Genomic DNA, 16,016 nt, shown 5'->3' on the forward strand with positions numbered 1-16,016 from the left:
CGGTATGTCGCAACACGTATTTTTTGCCCACGCCAATGGCTTCCCTTCGGCCACCTACGGCAAGTTGTTTGCCGCGCTGGCCCCGGAATACGAGGTGGCTCATTTGCCGCAGCACGGTCACGACCCGCGGTTTCCGGTGGATGATAATTGGCGCAACCTGGTGGATGAGTTGATCCACCATCTGGAGCTGCAGTCGGAGCCGGTGTGGGGCGTCGGGCACTCCCTCGGTGGCGTGTTGCATCTGCACGCGGCCATGCGTTGTCCGCAGTTATATCGCGGTGTGGTGATGCTGGATTCGCCGGTGCTGACCCGTGCCGACCGCTGGGTGATCCGCGCCGCCAAACGCTTTGGTTTTATCGACCGCCTGACCCCGGCCGGGCGCACCCTGGGCCGGCGTGAAGAGTTCGCCGACCTGGAGGCCGCGCGGAGCTACTTCGCCGGCAAAACCCTGTTTCGCGGGTTCGACCCCGAATGTTTTGATGCTTATCTGCAACATGGCCTGCAACAGGTAGGCGATCGCCTGCGCCTGCGCTTCGACCCTGCCACCGAAATCAGTATTTATCGTGGCGTACCGCACACCAGCCCGGGCCAGGTGCGGCAGTTGAAAGTGCCGCTGGCGGTGGTACGTGGGCGCCAGAGCCGGGTAGTGATGCGGCACCATGCCAGCGGCGTAGGCCGCCTGCCTATGGGCGAAATGCTCACGATGCCCGGCGGGCATATGTTTCCCCTTGAACGTCCGCAGGACACCGCGACCTTGATCAAGAACCTGTTCTCCCGCTGGGAAGCTCGCGAGCGCAGCTGCGCATGAGTACGCCGGTCGAAGAAGTGCGCCTCAGCTTGCCGCACATCGAGTTGGCGGCGCACCTTTCCGGGCCCGAAGACGGCCTGCCGGTGATCGCCCTGCATGGCTGGCTGGACAACGCCAACAGCTTTGCGCGGCTGGCGCCGAAACTGCAGGGCGTACGCATGGTCGCGCTGGATATGGCGGGGCATGGGCATTCGGCGCATCGTCCTGCGGGGGCCGGTTATGCCTTGTGGGATTACGTCTTCGATGTGCTGCAAGTCGCCGAACAACTGGGTTGGAAACGTTTTGCATTACTTGGCCATTCCCTCGGCGCGATCGTCTCGCTGGTGTTGGCGGGCGCTTTGCCGGAGCGGGTGACTCACCTTGGATTGATCGACGGTGTGATCCCGCCGACCGCCGCCGGTGAGAGCGCCGCCGAGCGATTGGGCATGGCCTTGCAGGCGCAATTGAACCTGCAGGACAAGCGCAAGCCGGTCTACAGCACCCTTGATCGAGCGGTGGAAGCGCGGATGAAAGGTGTGGTCGCGGTCAGTCGCGAAGCCGCCGAACTGCTGGCCCAGCGCGGTTTGATGCCCGTGCCGGACGGTTACACCTGGCGCACCGACAGTCGACTGACCCTGGCCTCACCGATTCGCCTGACCGATGAACAGGCGATGGCTTTTGTGCGGCGTGTGGCGTGTCCTACACAGCTGGTGGTCGCGGCGGATGGCATGTTGGCGAAACATTCCGAATTGCTTTCTCAGCTACCCTTCACAGTGACCACGCTGCCCGGCGGCCATCATTTACACCTGAATGACGAGCCCGGCGCTGTTCTTGTTGCAGACTGTTTCAATCGGTTCTTCTCCACGCCTTGACTTGGCGGGGTCAACTGCCGAGGCTGGGCGGATTGAAAGGGAGTCAACCATGAACCATCTTGAAACTGCTGCAACCTCCAATGGCCAGGGCTCAATCATCCGATGAGCCTGCGTGAAGGCTGTATACGTGCCCTCGGGCTGTGCTGTTTCAGCCCTTTGGTGTTCGCCGCCGATGTGCCGGGCAGTCAGGATCTGCCAGCAGTGTCCCGCCAGGTCGACGCGCAGATCGTCGATTACCGCCCCGCTGAAGCCAAGGAGCGCATCTACCCCATGGGGGCAATCCGCAAGATCAGCGGCCAGTTGCGCTACGAGGGCCAAGCCACAGCGCGCGGCCAAGCCACTGCGATTACCTATGAGTTGCCCGCCGAGCACACGTCCAGCGCCGCGTTTACCGCGACCCGCGAAGCGTTGCAGGCCAAAGGCGCGCAGCTGTTGTTCTGGTGCCAGGCCCGTGATTGCGGCGAAAGCAGCCTGTGGGCCAATGAAGTATTCGGCAACGCCAAGCTGGTCGGTGCCGATGGCCAGCAGGAATACCTGTTGTTGCGTCTGGCCGCGCCGCAGGACAATTCCCTGGTGGCGCTTTACGGCATCACCCGTGGCAACCGCCGTGCCTACCTGCATGTGGAACAGTTGGATGCCAACGCTCCCCTGGGTGACTTGCTGCCCACGTCGGCGACCTTGCTTCGCGAACTGAAAAGCACCGGCGAGTTGGATTTCCCGGCCTTGGGCGGGGATCCCGATCCCGCCTGGATGACCTTGATCTCCCGTGGCTTGAACCTGGACGCCACGTTGCGTGTCAGTCTGACCGGGCCCACGGCCGAAGCCTGGCGTCAGGGCCTGATCGACAGCGGTGTGCGCGCCGCGCGCATGGAAACCGGCAGCGGTGACGCCAAGGGTTTGCACCTGCATCTGATACGCTGACCGTAACCAGGCGAACGGACCCGCGCCGTTCGCCTAAGCTCTCTTCCTACAGCCTTATTTTCGAGATACCCAATGCCCAATAATGATCGCCTGCTGGTGCAAATCCTGCTGCTGGTGCTGTTTGGTGCCAGCTTCTGGGTGATGGCGCCATTCTGGTCGGCGCTGTTCTGGGGCGCGGTGCTGGCGTTTGCCAGTTGGCCGCTGATGCGTTTGCTCACCCGCTGGCTGGGAGGGCGGGAATCCCTGGCCGCGGGCATCCTGACCTTGGGCTGGATGCTGCTGGTGGCGGTGCCGCTGGTATGGTTGGGTTTCAATCTGGCCGATCATGTGCGTGATGCCGTGGGCCTGATCAAGGATATCCAGGTCGATGGCCTGCCGGCTGCGCCGACTTGGCTGAGTTCGATCCCCTTTGTCGGCGAGCGCCTGGTGACGACGTGGGACAGTATCGACCAGCAGGGTGCGGCGCTGATGGTCAGCATCAAGCCTTACCTGGGCCAGGTCGGCAACTGGCTGCTGGCGCGCAGCGCGCAGATCGGCGGCGGCATCCTTGAGCTGACCCTGAGCCTGGTGTTCGTGTTCTTCTTTTACCGTGATGGGCCACGGTTGGCGGTGTTCGTGCATCGTCTGTTGGAACGTTTGATCGGCGAGCGGGCCGGCTACTACATCGAACTGGTGGCGGGCACCGTGCAACGGGTGGTCAACGGCGTGATCGGTACCGCGGCGGCCCAGGCCCTGCTGGCACTGATCGGTTTCCTGATCGCCGGCGTGCCTGGAGCACTGGTGCTGGGCATCGTCACGTTCCTGCTCAGCCTGATTCCCATGGGGCCGCCGTTGGTGTGGATTCCGGCTACGGCCTGGCTGGCCTGGAAGGGCGATTACACCTACGCGGTGTTCCTCGGTGTGTGGGGCACGTTCATCATCAGCGGCGTAGACAACGTACTCAAGCCGTACCTGATCAGCCGGGGTGGCAACCTGCCGCTGGTGATCGTGCTGCTGGGTGTTTTCGGCGGCTTGATTGCGTTTGGTTTCATCGGTTTGTTTATCGGCCCGACCTTATTGGCGGTGGCCTACAGCCTGCTGACGGATTGGAGCGCGACCCAGGCTCAGGGGCGCCGTGAAGATAACCGGCTTTAAACCCTCGGCAACCACATCACGGCGGTCAAGCCACCGCCTGGCGTGTCTTCCAGGCTGAGGTGGCCGCCGAGACGTTCCACCGCTTCCCTGGCAATCGTCATACCCAGGCCGACCCCGCCGGAGTTGCGGTTGCGTGAGCCCTCCAGGCGAAAGAACGGTTCGAATACCGCCTCGCGCTTATCGGCTGCAATCCCGGGGCCGTGGTCGATCACACGGATCACCAGGGCCTCGCGGCTGTCCGCCAACTCCACGCGTGCGGTGCCGGCATAGCGCAGGGCGTTGTCGATCAGGTTGTTGAGGCATGAACGCAGGGCCATTGGCTGTACCTGCAAGGGCGCACAGGTGCCGGCGAACTGCACGTCGGAGCCTTGATCCTGGGCGTTTTCGCTGAGGGATTCGACCAGTGCCTGGACGTCGAGCCAATGCCGGGTTTCGCTGGTACGTTGTTCGTGCAGGTAGCTCAGGGTGGCGTCGAGCATGCCGATCATGTCGTCCAGGTCCTGGCGCATCTGACCTTGCAGTTTGGTGTCTTCGATCTGTTCCAGGCGCAGTTTGAGGCGTGACAACGGGGTGCGCAGGTCATGGGAGACCGCAGCGAGCATGCGCGCGCGTTGACTGACCTGCTCGCGGATGCGTTTTTGCATCATGTTGAAGGTCGATGCGGCCTGGCGTGCCTCGCGTGGCCCGGACTCGTTGAGAGGCGGGCTGTCGAGGTCGACGCTCAAGCGTTCGGCCGCCGCGCTCAGGCGCTGGATCGGCCGGCTCAGCAGCTTGGCACCGTACCAGGCGGCAATGATCAGCGAGATGAACTGGAACGTCAGCGGCACCACCGGGCCACCGAACCAGGGGCGATGGTGTTTGGGCAGAGGCTTCATCGTGCCGTCCGGCTGTTCGACGAAGGTTTCCTGGGGCGGCGGTGGCGGCGGGCCGTAGTGGTGAAACCAGAAGAAGGCCAGCACATGCGCCAGTACAATAGCCACCAGCAATACACCGAACAGCCTGCCGAACAACGTATTGAAGGTGGCGCGCATCAACCGATATCCCGAGCGTCGAAGAGATAACCTTCGCCCCGTACGGTTTTGATCAGTTGCGGGGCTTTCGGGTCATCCCCGAGTTTTTGCCGCAGGCGCGAGACCAGCAGGTCGATGCTGCGGTCAAAGGCTTCGATGGAACGTCCGCGGGCGGCGTCCAGCAATTGTTCGCGGCTGAGCACACGGCGCGGGCGTTCGATAAATACCCACAGCAGCCGGAACTCGGCGTTGGACAGTGGCACCACCAAGCCATCGTCGGCCACCAGTTGCCGCAACACGCTGTTCAGTCGCCAATTGTCAAAGCGGATGTTGGCGCGTTGCTCGGTGCGGTCATCCCGTACACGACGCAGGATGGTCTGGATGCGCGCCACCAGTTCCCGCGGCTCGAACGGTTTGGACATATAGTCGTCGGCGCCCAGTTCCAGGCCGATGATGCGGTCGGTAGGCTCGCAGCGAGCAGTGAGCATCAGGATCGGGATATCCGATTCGGCGCGCAGCCAGCGACACAGCGACAGGCCGTCTTCACCCGGCAGCATCAGGTCGAGCACGACCACGTCAAAGGTTTCGGCCTGCATGGCCTGGCGCATGGCACTGCCGTCGGTCACGCCGATGGCGAGAATATTGAAGCGCGCCAGGTAATCGATCAGCAGTTCACGAATCGGCACGTCATCATCGACGATCAGCGCACGGGTGCTCCAGCGCTTGTCTTCGGCGATCACCGCGCCTTTTTGCTCTTCATTTACAGAGACGGTAGGGGTATGCATGGGTGCGATCATCTGCCTGGTTAGTGCTGTCAGCATAGGCGCCCAGCTCCATGGCTGGAAGTGCTGGACGGGCGGTCATGTGGGCGAGGCTAGTCGTGGGGCGTGTAGGGGGCATGTCGGGAATGTATCGGGTTCGACATAATCACGCCGAATGCCGGGAAATGGACGGCTGATCAGTATTTACCGATCATCGGATCCCGCAAAGGCGCCGCTTGCGCTACAATCCGCGCCGATTTCGACTTGCCTGAGAGCCCATTCCAATGTCCGTCTGCCAGACTCCTATCATCGTCGCCCTGGATTACCCCACCCGTGACGCCGCACTGAAGCTGGCTGACCAGTTGGACCCGAAGCTTTGCCGGGTCAAGGTCGGCAAGGAGCTGTTCACCAGTTGCGCCGCGGAAATTGTCGGCACACTGCGTGACAAAGGGTTCGAAGTGTTCCTCGACCTGAAATTCCACGACATCCCCAACACGACCGCGATGGCGGTCAAGGCCGCTGCGGAAATGGGCGTGTGGATGGTCAATGTGCACTGCTCCGGCGGCCTGCGCATGATGACGGCCTGCCGTGAAGTGCTGGAACAGCGCAGCGGCCCCAAGCCACTGTTGATCGGTGTGACCGTGCTGACCAGCATGGAGCGCGAAGACCTAGCCGGTATCGGCCTGGATATCGAGCCTCAGGAGCAGGTTCTGCGTCTGGCCGCCTTGGCGCAGAAGGCTGGCCTGGACGGTCTGGTCTGTTCGGCGCTGGAAGCCCAGGCCCTGAAGACCGCGCACCCATCGCTGCAACTGGTCACTCCAGGGATTCGCCCGGCGGGCAGTGCCCAGGACGACCAGCGCCGTATCCTGACCCCACGTCAGGCTCTGGATGCGGGTTCCGACTACTTGGTGATCGGTCGTCCGATCAGCCAGGCGGCTGATCCGGCCAAGGCGTTGGCGGCGGTGGTTGCCGAGATCGCCTGATAGACCCCTGCAGGAGCAAGCTTGCTCGCGAAGGCCGCTGACGATAACGCGGGCCTTCTGATGAACGCAGTGCCTTTGCGTTTTTCGCGAGCAAGCTGGCTCCTACACCTTCAGTACCAACTTCCCAAAGTTCTCACCGTTGAACAGCTTCATCAGCGTCTCCGGGAACGTCTCCAGCCCCTCCACGATATCTTCCTTGCTCTTGAGCTTGCCCTGCGCCATCCAACCGCCCATTTCTTGTCCGGCGGCGGCAAAGTTGGCCGCGTGATCCATCACCACAAAACCCTCCATGCGCGCGCGGTTGACCAGCAATGACAGGTAATTGGCCGGGCCTTTCACCGCTTCCTTGTTGTTGTACTGGCTGATCGCACCGCAGATCACCACGCGGGCCTTCAATGCCAGGCGGCTGAGCACGGCGTCGAGAATGTCGCCGCCAACGTTATCGAAATACACATCCACCCCTTTGGGGCACTCGCGCTTGAGCGCGGCGGGCACGTCTTCGTTTTTGTAGTCGATTGCTGCGTCGAAGCTCAGTTCATCCACCAGGAATTTGCACTTGTCGGCACCGCCGGCAATGCCTACCACGCGACAGCCTTTGAGCTTGGCAATCTGCCCGGCAATGCTGCCAACCGCACCGGCCGCGCCGGAGATCACCACCGTTTCGCCGGCCTTGGGCGCGCCGGTGTCCAGCAAGGCGAAGTAGGCGGTCATGCCGGTCATGCCGAGGGCCGAGAGGTAGCGGGGCAGAGGGGCGAGTGTCGGATCGACTTTGTAGAAGCCACGCGGTTCGCCAAGGAAATAATCCTGCACCCCCAGGGCACCATTCACGTAGTCCCCCACCGCGAATTTCGGGTTGTTCGAAGCAGTCACCTTGCCTACGCCCAGCGCCCGCATTACTTCGCCGATACCGACGGGCGGAATGTAGGACTTGCCTTCGTTCATCCAGCCACGCATCGCCGGGTCCAGGGACAGGTACTCATTGCGCACCAACACTTGCCCGTCTTCAGGCGTGCCTACTGGCACTTCCTGGTAGGTGAAGGTGTCTCGCGTGGCGGCACCGACCGGACGTTTGGCGAGCAGGAATTGGCGGTTGGTCTGGGCAGTCATGACAAGCACTCTTTAGAAATGAACCTTGAGTGATAGACCCTCAATGGCCAGTGAGCAAGGTTGTCCGAGTGGCGCGAATGCACGGCGATAGGCATGGCTGATAGTCAGCCTGGGTCAAGTATCACTGTCATTCATGCAGCGCCAACCGGCCTTCTGATAGTGCTGACGCGTCGCACAGGGCGTTGGCTAGACTCGAGCCACCGCTATTTCTCCCAAAGGACATCCTCATGAGCATGACGTTTTCCGGCCAAGTCGCCCTGGTGACCGGCGCCGCCGCCGGTATTGGCCGCGCCACCGCACTGGCGTTCGCCGCCGAAGGCTTGAAAGTCGTGGTTGCGGACCTCGACGTGGACGGCGGTGAGGGCACCGTCGCGTTGATCCGTCAGGCCGGTGGCGAGGCGCTGTTCGTGCGTTGCAACGTCACCCTGGAAACCGATGTGCAGCAATTGATGGCAGAGACCGTCGCCGCCTATGGCCGCCTGGATTATGCCTTCAACAACGCCGGGATCGAGATCGAGAAGGGCAAGCTGGCGGACGGCAGTCTGGACGAGTTCGACGCCATCATGGGGGTCAACGTCAAGGGCGTCTGGCTGTGCATGAAGTATCAATTGCCGTTGTTGCTGGCGCAGGGCGGCGGGGCGATCGTCAACACTGCATCGGTCGCGGGGTTGGGGGCGGCCCCTAAGATGAGCATCTATGCCGCGTCCAAGCATGCGGTCATCGGCCTGACCAAGTCGGCCGCGATCGAGTATGCGAAAAAGAAAATCCGCGTCAACGCCGTGTGCCCGGCGGTGATCGATACCGACATGTTCCGCCGTGCCTACGAAGCGGACCCGCGTAAGGCAGAGTTCGCTGCCGCCATGCACCCGGTCGGGCGCATTGGCAAGGTCGAGGAAATCGCCAGCGCGGTGTTGTACCTATGCAGCGACGGTGCTGCCTTCACCACGGGCCAGGCATTGGCGGTGGACGGTGGTGCAACCGCAATCTAGGAATCCATGCGAGCCGGTACTCGAAAAGGTTTGATGGGGTGTGAGGTTTTTCCAGGGCTGGCAAATGGCCTTGGCTGAATGTGTGTCATAAGGTAAATAAGTCAATAAAATCAATACTTTAATAAGAATGCATGGCAAGGCAAAGAGGGCTTCTGTGCTTAACTGTTTTGGGTTGAATAACAGACAGTTGAAGTGAGTGGCGCATGGATTTAGGGATCGATCGACAAGCCCTTGTACCGGTGGTGCAGCAAATCGTCAGCGCGGTGACGGAATGGATTCGCAGAAGTGGAGTAACGCCCGGCACTCGATTACCGTCTATCCGGCAGTTGGCCCTCGATAATCTGCTGAGCCAGTCCAGCGTGGTCGAGGCATTCGATCGGCTGGTGGCCCAGGGGCTGTTGGTCTCGAAGCAGGGCTCGGGATTCGTGGTGGCCCCGCCTGCGGTCTTGCATGAAAACCATTGGTATGAAGGTGCGGAGCTAGGCTGGGGCGCCTTTACCGACGGACCGCTGGGTGAGTTGAAACTGGGGTGTGGCTGGCTACCGGACACCTGGCGCGAAAGCGATGACATCACTTATGCGGTACGTGAAGTCAGCCGTATCGACACCCATGGCCTGTTCAATCACACCCCGCCCCTGGGGCTGCCGGCGCTGCGTGAGCAACTGCTCAAGCGCCTGACCCGGATCCAGGTCGCCAGCAGCCTTGACCGTATTCTCACCACCGATGGTGCCAGCCATGCCCAGGACCTGCTCATACGCACCTTGTTGAAGGCGGGTGATACGGTGGTGGTCGAGACGCCGGGTTATGGCAACCTTTATCGTCAGTTGGCGTTCCATGGCGTTACGCTGCTGGAAGTGCCACGCACCCACGGCGGCCCGGATATCCCGGTGCTGGAAGCGCTGCTGCGTAACCATCGGCCCAAGTGCCTGTTCATCAACAGCCTGTATCACAATCCTACCGGTACCAGCCTGTGCCGTGAGGTTGCCGAGCGCTTGCTGCAATTGGCGTGCAGCGGCGATTTCCTGATCATCGAGGAAGACATCTATGGCGACCTGCAGCACGCCAGTTGCACACGGCTTGCGGCGCTGCCCCATGATGACCGGGTGATCTACGTTTCAAGTTTTTCCAAGACCCTGAGCAGTGCCCTGCGAGTGGGCTATCTCAGTGCCAGCGCTACGGTTATTGCACAATTAGCCAGCCTCAAGACGCTGACCGGCATCGGCACGTCGCGGTTTGCTGAAACAGTGGTTGCCACGCTGCTGGCCAACGGTACGTATCGTAAGTGGGTGCAACGCCTGCGCAAGCGCCTGAACACGCAGATGGCCTCAACCTTGCAGGTATTGGAAGACGAAGAATGGCAGGTGTTTGCCGTGCCCTCCGGCGGTATGTTCCTGTGGGCACGGCCAGGCGCGACGGATCATTCCCATCTGCAGGCCTGCGCGCGACGCCTCGGTGTGCTCCTGTCTCCGGGAGCGTTGTTCAACCCGGGCGGTGAGCACAGTGACTGGCTGCGCATCAATGTGGCCTATGCTGCAGATCAGCGGGCGCTGGCGTTGTTCCGTGCCGTGGGTGCCAGATCGACCTCGACCATTCTGAAAACGACGAGCGTGTAGCTTTTTGCCATTATTCCGACGCCAGCATCTTGTGTCGTTGGCGAGTGGTTGCGAATCTCGCCGCATGAAAACCACGCTTGATGGCATCTGCCATTGCAAGAGGACTCAAGTGCGATGATTTCGGCCGTGCAACGACGTTTCGCCAACCTCGGTATGGCAAAAAAACTGGGCTTGGGTTTCACCTTGGTGCTACTGCTGACTGCGCTCGTGGCGGCAATTGGTGTGTGGTCCCTGCAAACCGTGGGTCAGCGTTTCGAGGGCCTCAAGGCGATGTCTTCGCTCAATAGCGGCTTGTTAAAGGTGCGCCTGATCGAACAGGACTACGCACTGCACGCCGACCCCAAGGCAGTCGACGCCCTGCATGAAAGTGTCGACGCCTTGACGGCCCAGGCGGCCGCCCTCAAAGCCGGCTCCGCTGCCAATGTGCCGGAGATGACTGACGTCGAGCAGGCGTTGGCCGCTTATCGCAAGGCGTTCGATGAATTTGTCGAGCTGACCCAGACCAAGGATCTGGCCCTGGAAATGGCCAGTTGGTCGGTCTCCAGTGTGGCCAATAACCTTGATGTATTGCAGTCGGGACTGACGGACGACGGTACCTATGGCCTCAAGGAAAGCCAAGGCAAGGAAGGCGCCGAGTTTATCGAGCAGGCGGGTCAGGTCAGCCAAGTGTCCAGGTTGATGCTGCAAGCCATGAACGAAGCGCGGGTGCGCCTGGACCAAAGCCGCAGGGCGGATGCCGACAATGCCGAACAGGGCAAGATCGAACAGGCGGACCAGGCCCTGGCTCAGGTCGAACAACTGAAAACTGCGGTCAAGGATGCGGGTTATCAGACCGTCCTCAACGAAGTGTCCGGGCATATCGCCGCGTTCAGCGAGAAGCTCGGCGAATACACCGGCCTGCTGGCCCAGGAAAAGCTGGTCTATAAGCAGTTGCACGACAGGGCCGACCAAGTGGTCAGCCGGGTCAACCAGGCATATGCCGCCGAAGACCAGTCGATGCAGGAGCAATTGAAGAAAAGCGCAATGCTGATTATCGGCTCGTCGGCGCTGGCGCTGTTGGTGGGCTTGATTGCGGCCTGGGTCATTACGCGCCTGATTGTTGCGCCGCTGCGCAGTGTGATCGCGGTGGCGCAGCAGATTGCCTCTGGCGATCTGAGCGGGCGCATGGAGGTCAGCCGCCGTGATGAAATGGGCCAACTGATGCAAGCCATGCAGCAGATGGGCAGTGGCTTGAGCCATATGGTCAGCGGCCTGCAGGCAGGTATCGAACAGCTGGCCAGCTCGGCGCATTCACTGTCCAGCGTGACGGAACAGACCAATGTCGAAGTCAGCAGTCAAAAAGAGGAGACCGAGCAGGTTGCCACGGCGATGAACCAGATGACCGCCACGGTACACGATGTGGCTCGCAACGCCGAAGAGGCCGCTCAAGCGGCGCAGACGGCGGATGACAAGGTCGACAGCGGCCAGCAGGTGGTACGCCAGAGCTTGCAGCGTATCGAGTTGCTCGCCGCCTCCAGCACCAGTGCCAGCGCCAGCATCGAAAGCCTGAGCACCGAAATCCAGAATATCGGCACCGTATTGAGTGTGATCAAAAGTGTCGCCGAGCAAACCAATTTGCTTGCCCTCAACGCCGCTATCGAAGCGGCACGCGCGGGTGAGCAGGGCCGTGGCTTCGCGGTGGTGGCCGATGAAGTACGGGCATTGGCCAAGCGCACTCAGCAATCGACCGAGGAAATCGAGCGGCTGGTCAGCACGCTGCGCAACGCGGCGCAGTCGTCGGTGCAGCAGATCCAGCAGAGCGGCGAGCTGGTGAAGCTGGCCGTCAGCGATGCCCTGGAAACTGAAAGTGCGCTGGGGAGTATCGCCGTGGCGGTGTCATTGATTCAGCAGATGAACCAGCAGATTGCCGCCGCCGCCGAGGAGCAGAGTTCGGTCGCTGAAGAGATCAACCGTAGTGTCACCAGTATCCGCGCCAGTGCCGATCAATCGGCGCTGAGCATGCAAGGCAGCGCAGCTTCCAGCATTCAGCTGGCGCAATTGGGTGCGGAACTCAAGGGGATGGTCGGGCATTTCCGCCTTTGATCGCAGCGCGAAGGCCGCGATCAAGGAGGAGGGCGATCAGGCGTTGTTGGCGAGGAAGGTCAGCAGTGCCTCGTTGACAAAGTCCGGATTTTCCCGGGCAGAGATATGCCCGGCGTCTGGAATCAGGATCAGGTCGCACCCGATCAGCCCAGCCATTTCCCGAGACTCTGCAGGTGGTCGGGGTTTGTCCTGCTCGCCGCACAGGATCAAGGTCGTGTCGGCGTCCAACTGTGGCAGTTGCTCCAGCAGGTCGGTGCGACTGAAGATCTGCCGGCCCAGAGGCACAATGCTTTGCAGCAGGCGCTCCTTGGAAAACCCCTTCAGCGCCTGGCGAAAATCCTGATACAGCGCTGATTCCCGGTCGATACCCGGACGGAAGAAGATCGGTGCGATCACATCCAGCAATGGCTCAGGGATGGCGCCAGCGTCTTCGATCATCTTGAACAGCGAGAAATAATACTGGCGCGTGGCCTCGGGCTCTGCACCCAGGTAGGTGTCCATCAGCATCAGGCTGTTGACCCGCGCCGGTGCGCTCAATGCCAGGCGTGCGCCCCACATGCCGCCGACCGACAGGCCTATCAGGTTGATCTGGTCGATGTCCAACTGGTCCAGCAGGGCCAGGGCCTGGCGCGCCAAATCATCCAGAGAGTGGGTGTGAGCCGGTAACGGCCCCGATTCACCATGACCCCACAGCTCAGGGACGATCACACGGTACTGTTGCGATAGGGCCTCGATCTGCGGCGCCCACATGTGACGGTCCCACAGGTAACTGGAGCCCAGCAGGACAGCCGGGCCGGTGCCTTGGTCGAGATAGTGCAGCGGTTGTCCATCAATCACGGCAACGGGCATAGCGAGCCTCTCATTTCGTGGAGTGAGGAGGGCTTTTTTACGCTAGTCGGGAGTAGGGGGATAGGTGCAAATTGATGGCATTCGATGACGGTGGGGCTACTGGAGGCCGTGAGTAGGAGGAATTATCGCAGTGAGCCGGGCAAGCCTGCTCACTACAGGCTCACCCACTTGGAAGACCATCAGTCGTAGATGGCTTTCTTTTTCCACTCGGCGTCGGCGTCGACGACTTTCAGGCCTTCGGTCAATTCATTGACCTCGTCTTCGGCGGGTTGGCTATTGGTGAGCACTGTGGAGTTGGCACGGGCCAACTGCGATTCCAGCAGTTGCAACTGTGCACTGTAGATCACCGGTTCCGGCTGCTTGCGCAGGTATTGCACGCCGCGCTCGAACGCCAGGCGCGCTTGGCCGGGCTGGCCTTGCTGCAGGGCGTGCTGGCCCAGGTTGTTGAAAAACTCGATATGCAGCAGCACCAGGATATGGCGAATTTCCTTGATCCAGTGCTTGGCTTCATTGGTGGGCAGGAAACCGTCCTGGGCGGCACGGGTGACTTGACCGTGCAAGGCTTCAAGCAGGAACCGCACGTCCTTGGCCTTGGCTTCGGTCTGGATCGGCGCGGGCGGGTTGGTCACGGGGATCGATTCCCCCTGGGCGATCAGCGCATTCAGCTCGGTGATGCGTGCCTTGATCGGTGCGCTGGATTTGTTGAGGTGCAGCAGGCGCTGGTTGACGTTGAGTTCCAGGCGGGTCAGCAACAATTTAAGCGCCGGGGTCATCAACTGGCCAGGGAAGGTCTCGGTGATTTCACCGCAGCGACGCAACCGATCATTGAGCTCGATCTCGGTGCGCTTCTTTTCCAGCTTGTTGTTTTCCACCACATGGTTCATGTAGCCAATGGCGATCAGTATTACGATCCCGGCTATTACCAGCAGGGTGATCATGAGTGGTGTCACCGGTGTGGCCTCTTTATTGGGTTTACTTAATGGAGTGTAGTGACTGCGCTATCTGGCGGATAGGACTGATCGACCAGTTGCTCGGGTAGATGCTTCTATATAGGTAAAATGTTTTTGCATAGATGCACATTGCTATCATCTGCTGGGGCGAACTATAACGTCTTGTCGGGCGCCAGAATATAGGCGCCAAGACCCAGACGAGCAAAATCCGCCTGCAGGCCTGGAAAGCAGGGCGAAGTCATTGATTTTAATAAATTTATCCTTGGGGGTTGACGACCTTTCAATCCATCCATAGAATGCGCGCCACTTAACGCGTAAAGCACACTGCGAAACGCGCTAGGGAGTGAATGTTGTACGTGTGTCCCCTTCGTCTAGTGGCCTAGGACACCGCCCTTTCACGGCGGTAACAGGGGTTCGAGTCCCCTAGGGGACGCCATTGCGGGAATAGCTCAGTTGGTAGAGCACGACCTTGCCAAGGTCGGGGTCGCGAGTTCGAGTCTCGTTTCCCGCTCCAGATTTTAAGCAGTGCTGCCTTCGGGCGGCATTGAGTGAAACCAGGGCCAAGTCTGCGGACAAAGCCTCTGGGCACTGGAATACACACCATGTGTTTCAGTAGCGTGTCCCCTTCGTCTAGTGGCCTAGGACACCGCCCTTTCACGGCGGTAACAGGGGTTCGAGTCCCCTAGGGGACGCCATTTGCGGGAATAGCTCAGTTGGTAGAGCACGACCTTGCCAAGGTCGGGGTCGCGAGTTCGAGTCTCGTTTCCCGCTCCAATTTAAGCAGTGTTGCCTTAGGGCGGCATTGAGTGAAACCAGGGCCAGTCTACGGACAAGGCCTCTGGGCACTGGAATACACACCATGTGTTTCAGTAGCGTGTCCCCTTCGTCTAGTGGCCTAGGACACCGCCCTTTCACGGCGGTAACAGGGGTTCGAGTCCCCTAGGGGACGCCATTTGCGGGAATAGCTCAGTTGGTAGAGCACGACCTTGCCAAGGTCGGGGTCGCGAGTTCGAGTCTCGTTTCCCGCTCCATATTTAATGAAAACGCCGATCAGTGATGATCGGCGTTTTTGTGTGCGCGTTTTATTTTTCGGCAATCGGAAGCAGCAAGCTTGAGTTCGCCGCATGGTGCTCCTGCTTTGGCATGAAGAACCGTGCGAAGAGTTCGGATTGCGATTTGATGTTCAATTTGTTGTAGAGGTTGCGCCGGTGCACCTTGATGGTTTCTGCCGACAGGGCCAGTTTCCCGGCGATCTCCTTATTGGAGAAACCACTCAGCAGCAATGTAAGTACGTCCTTCTCCCGTGTTGTGATTTGCGTCCCCAGCTGAATAATCGCTTCCGACCAAGGCGGTGGTTCGCTGAGATTCTTTTCAAGCTCAGTCTCAAAGCACATGCGTTGATGCATCAAGGCCATCACCCAAGGCTTGATGATATCCAGTGTGGTTATTTGCTCCGGTCCAAACCGGACATGACTGCCCAATGAAATACAGAGTGTTCTGTCCGCATCCAACTGGACGTTGTACTGCGCTTCGTCCACGGAAATGTATTGCTCGAAATAGCGGTGGTAGTACTCGGTGGTCAGGAAATGCTCTGGCGCAATGTCTGACAAATGAAAAAAACCGCTCTGCGGATTTTCACGGTTGGCGATATAAAACGGGTCCAGCAGGAACAAACCCTTCACATAACGTTGTGTCAGGGCGTCGACCTCTTCCGCATCGGCCACCTCCGGCACGCTGATGACCTGGACTTGTTGGTCACCGAACACGAGTACAACCCAATTGTCGATTTGCACGTATTCATTCAATACGCGAACCAGCGAACTCCAGAACGCTGGACGATTGAGTTGCATGATCAGTTTCCCAGCCGACCGGTGCCAGGCCAGGTTGTGAAGATCGAGTGACATGGTCTACCCCTTTAGGGTTAGGCGTTCGAGGGTCAGCGCTAAGTATTTGTAGGT

14 protein-coding genes and 6 tRNA genes are annotated in these 16,016 nt (G+C 60.3%); 14 read left to right on the top strand and 6 right to left on the bottom strand.

Features of this window, described 5'->3' with window-relative positions:
• Window positions 1-4: 4 nt before the first annotated feature.
• From M5B97_RS04565 to M5B97_RS04580, 4 genes are all read left to right on the top strand, one after another.
• Window positions 5-808: an alpha/beta hydrolase gene (locus M5B97_RS04565; protein ID WP_248730858.1), complete on the top strand. Its 804-nt coding sequence runs from the start codon at window positions 5-7 to the stop codon at window positions 806-808.
• On the top strand, window positions 805-1,659 hold the full coding sequence (locus tag M5B97_RS04570) for an alpha/beta fold hydrolase (protein WP_134659947.1): 855 nt from the start codon (window positions 805-807) through the stop codon (window positions 1,657-1,659). Before M5B97_RS04565 ends, M5B97_RS04570 begins: the two co-directional genes overlap by 4 nt.
• A 102-nt stretch (window positions 1,660-1,761) precedes the next feature.
• The gene (locus M5B97_RS04575) at window positions 1,762-2,580 is read left to right on the top strand and encodes a DUF4892 domain-containing protein (protein WP_248730859.1); all 819 of its coding nucleotides are present in this window, start codon (window positions 1,762-1,764) and stop codon (window positions 2,578-2,580) included.
• Window positions 2,581-2,652: 72 nt separating this feature from the next.
• Entirely contained in the window at window positions 2,653-3,714 is a 1,062-nt protein-coding gene (locus tag M5B97_RS04580; protein ID WP_248730860.1) for an AI-2E family transporter, read from the top strand.
• On the opposite strand, the gene M5B97_RS04585 is transcribed toward M5B97_RS04580, so the two are convergent.
• Together M5B97_RS04585 and M5B97_RS04590 are read right to left on the bottom strand one after the other, a co-directional pair.
• Entirely contained in the window at window positions 3,711-4,745 is a 1,035-nt protein-coding gene (locus M5B97_RS04585; RefSeq protein ID WP_123716812.1) for an ATP-binding protein, read from the bottom strand. The two genes, M5B97_RS04580 and M5B97_RS04585, sit on opposite strands and share 4 nt — an antisense overlap.
• A complete protein-coding gene (locus M5B97_RS04590; RefSeq protein WP_123716813.1) occupies window positions 4,745-5,521 on the bottom strand; it encodes a response regulator in 777 nt (258 codons plus the stop codon). The genes M5B97_RS04585 and M5B97_RS04590 overlap by 1 nt, the downstream gene beginning before the upstream one ends.
• A gap of 248 nt (window positions 5,522-5,769) precedes the next feature.
• On the opposite strand from M5B97_RS04590, the gene pyrF reads away from it, so the two are divergent.
• Complete coding sequence (gene pyrF, locus M5B97_RS04595) at window positions 5,770-6,468, top strand: orotidine-5'-phosphate decarboxylase (RefSeq protein ID WP_017734306.1); 699 nt, start codon at window positions 5,770-5,772, stop codon at window positions 6,466-6,468.
• A 102-nt stretch (window positions 6,469-6,570) separates the two neighbouring features.
• Here the strand turns inward: pyrF and M5B97_RS04600 are convergent, their stop codons facing one another.
• Window positions 6,571-7,575, bottom strand: coding sequence for an NADP-dependent oxidoreductase (locus M5B97_RS04600; RefSeq protein WP_248730861.1), 1,005 nt, complete (start codon window positions 7,573-7,575; stop codon window positions 6,571-6,573).
• A 227-nt stretch (window positions 7,576-7,802) separates the two neighbouring features.
• On the opposite strand from M5B97_RS04600, the gene M5B97_RS04605 reads away from it, so the two are divergent.
• From M5B97_RS04605 to M5B97_RS04615, 3 genes are all read left to right on the top strand, one after another.
• On the top strand, window positions 7,803-8,564 hold the full coding sequence (locus M5B97_RS04605) for an SDR family oxidoreductase (RefSeq protein WP_123716815.1): 762 nt from the start codon (window positions 7,803-7,805) through the stop codon (window positions 8,562-8,564).
• A gap of 203 nt (window positions 8,565-8,767) precedes the next feature.
• Complete coding sequence (locus tag M5B97_RS04610; RefSeq protein WP_134659953.1) at window positions 8,768-10,177, top strand: PLP-dependent aminotransferase family protein; 1,410 nt, start codon at window positions 8,768-8,770, stop codon at window positions 10,175-10,177.
• A gap of 114 nt (window positions 10,178-10,291) precedes the next feature.
• Window positions 10,292-12,259 (top strand): methyl-accepting chemotaxis protein, encoded by a 1,968-nt coding sequence (locus M5B97_RS04615; RefSeq protein WP_248730862.1) that lies wholly within the window; start codon window positions 10,292-10,294, stop codon window positions 12,257-12,259.
• 36 nt (window positions 12,260-12,295) lie between these two features.
• Here the strand turns inward: M5B97_RS04615 and M5B97_RS04620 are convergent, their stop codons facing one another.
• Together M5B97_RS04620 and M5B97_RS04625 are read right to left on the bottom strand one after the other, a co-directional pair.
• On the bottom strand, window positions 12,296-13,108 hold the full coding sequence (locus tag M5B97_RS04620) for an alpha/beta fold hydrolase (protein ID WP_248730863.1): 813 nt from the start codon (window positions 13,106-13,108) through the stop codon (window positions 12,296-12,298).
• A 179-nt stretch (window positions 13,109-13,287) separates the two neighbouring features.
• Window positions 13,288-14,046, bottom strand: coding sequence for a hypothetical protein (locus tag M5B97_RS04625; protein WP_123716819.1), 759 nt, complete (start codon window positions 14,044-14,046; stop codon window positions 13,288-13,290).
• 372 nt (window positions 14,047-14,418) lie between these two features.
• Here M5B97_RS04625 and M5B97_RS04630 point away from each other — a divergent pair.
• The 6 genes from M5B97_RS04630 (at window position 14,419) to M5B97_RS04655 (ending at window position 15,089) form a co-directional block, all read left to right on the top strand.
• A tRNA-Glu gene (locus M5B97_RS04630) sits at window positions 14,419-14,494 on the top strand.
• 2 nt (window positions 14,495-14,496) lie between these two features.
• Window positions 14,497-14,572, top strand: a tRNA-Gly gene (locus tag M5B97_RS04635).
• A 105-nt stretch (window positions 14,573-14,677) separates the two neighbouring features.
• Window positions 14,678-14,753 (top strand) — tRNA-Glu (locus M5B97_RS04640).
• Window positions 14,754-14,756: 3 nt separating this feature from the next.
• Window positions 14,757-14,832, top strand: a tRNA-Gly gene (locus tag M5B97_RS04645).
• Between the two features lie 102 nt (window positions 14,833-14,934).
• Window positions 14,935-15,010: transfer RNA gene (locus tag M5B97_RS04650), tRNA-Glu, on the top strand.
• Window positions 15,011-15,013: 3 nt separating this feature from the next.
• Window positions 15,014-15,089: transfer RNA gene (locus tag M5B97_RS04655), tRNA-Gly, on the top strand.
• Window positions 15,090-15,140: 51 nt separating this feature from the next.
• Here M5B97_RS04655 and M5B97_RS04660 read toward each other — a convergent pair.
• The gene (locus M5B97_RS04660) at window positions 15,141-15,962 is read right to left on the bottom strand and encodes a LuxR C-terminal-related transcriptional regulator (RefSeq protein ID WP_248730864.1); all 822 of its coding nucleotides are present in this window, start codon (window positions 15,960-15,962) and stop codon (window positions 15,141-15,143) included.
• Between the last annotated feature and the right edge of the window lie 54 nt (window positions 15,963-16,016).

The organism is Pseudomonas sp. MWU13-2517 (assembly GCF_023242545.1).
Classification (GTDB): Bacteria; Pseudomonadota; Gammaproteobacteria; order Pseudomonadales; family Pseudomonadaceae; genus Aquipseudomonas.

What these genes read in the sequence shown, in the direction of transcription:
- M5B97_RS04605 (WP_123716815.1), top strand. Translation starts at nt 7,803, where the DNA reads ATGAGCATGACGTTTTCCGGCCAAGTCGCCCTGGTGACCGGCGCCGCC.
- M5B97_RS04620 (WP_248730863.1), bottom strand. Translation starts at nt 13,108, where the DNA reads ATGCCCGTTGCCGTGATTGATGGACAACCGCTGCACTATCTCGACCAA.
- M5B97_RS04580 (WP_248730860.1), top strand. Translation starts at nt 2,653, where the DNA reads ATGCCCAATAATGATCGCCTGCTGGTGCAAATCCTGCTGCTGGTGCTG.
- M5B97_RS04625 (WP_123716819.1), bottom strand. Translation starts at nt 14,046, where the DNA reads ATGATCACCCTGCTGGTAATAGCCGGGATCGTAATACTGATCGCCATT.
- pyrF (WP_017734306.1), top strand. Translation starts at nt 5,770, where the DNA reads ATGTCCGTCTGCCAGACTCCTATCATCGTCGCCCTGGATTACCCCACC.
- M5B97_RS04575 (WP_248730859.1), top strand. Translation starts at nt 1,762, where the DNA reads ATGAGCCTGCGTGAAGGCTGTATACGTGCCCTCGGGCTGTGCTGTTTC.
- M5B97_RS04610 (WP_134659953.1), top strand. Translation starts at nt 8,768, where the DNA reads ATGGATTTAGGGATCGATCGACAAGCCCTTGTACCGGTGGTGCAGCAA.
- M5B97_RS04565 (WP_248730858.1), top strand. Translation starts at nt 5, where the DNA reads ATGTCGCAACACGTATTTTTTGCCCACGCCAATGGCTTCCCTTCGGCC.
- M5B97_RS04590 (WP_123716813.1), bottom strand. Translation starts at nt 5,521, where the DNA reads ATGATCGCACCCATGCATACCCCTACCGTCTCTGTAAATGAAGAGCAA.
- M5B97_RS04585 (WP_123716812.1), bottom strand. Translation starts at nt 4,745, where the DNA reads ATGCGCGCCACCTTCAATACGTTGTTCGGCAGGCTGTTCGGTGTATTG.
- M5B97_RS04615 (WP_248730862.1), top strand. Translation starts at nt 10,292, where the DNA reads ATGATTTCGGCCGTGCAACGACGTTTCGCCAACCTCGGTATGGCAAAA.
- M5B97_RS04660 (WP_248730864.1), bottom strand. Translation starts at nt 15,962, where the DNA reads ATGTCACTCGATCTTCACAACCTGGCCTGGCACCGGTCGGCTGGGAAA.
- M5B97_RS04600 (WP_248730861.1), bottom strand. Translation starts at nt 7,575, where the DNA reads ATGACTGCCCAGACCAACCGCCAATTCCTGCTCGCCAAACGTCCGGTC.
- M5B97_RS04570 (WP_134659947.1), top strand. Translation starts at nt 805, where the DNA reads ATGAGTACGCCGGTCGAAGAAGTGCGCCTCAGCTTGCCGCACATCGAG.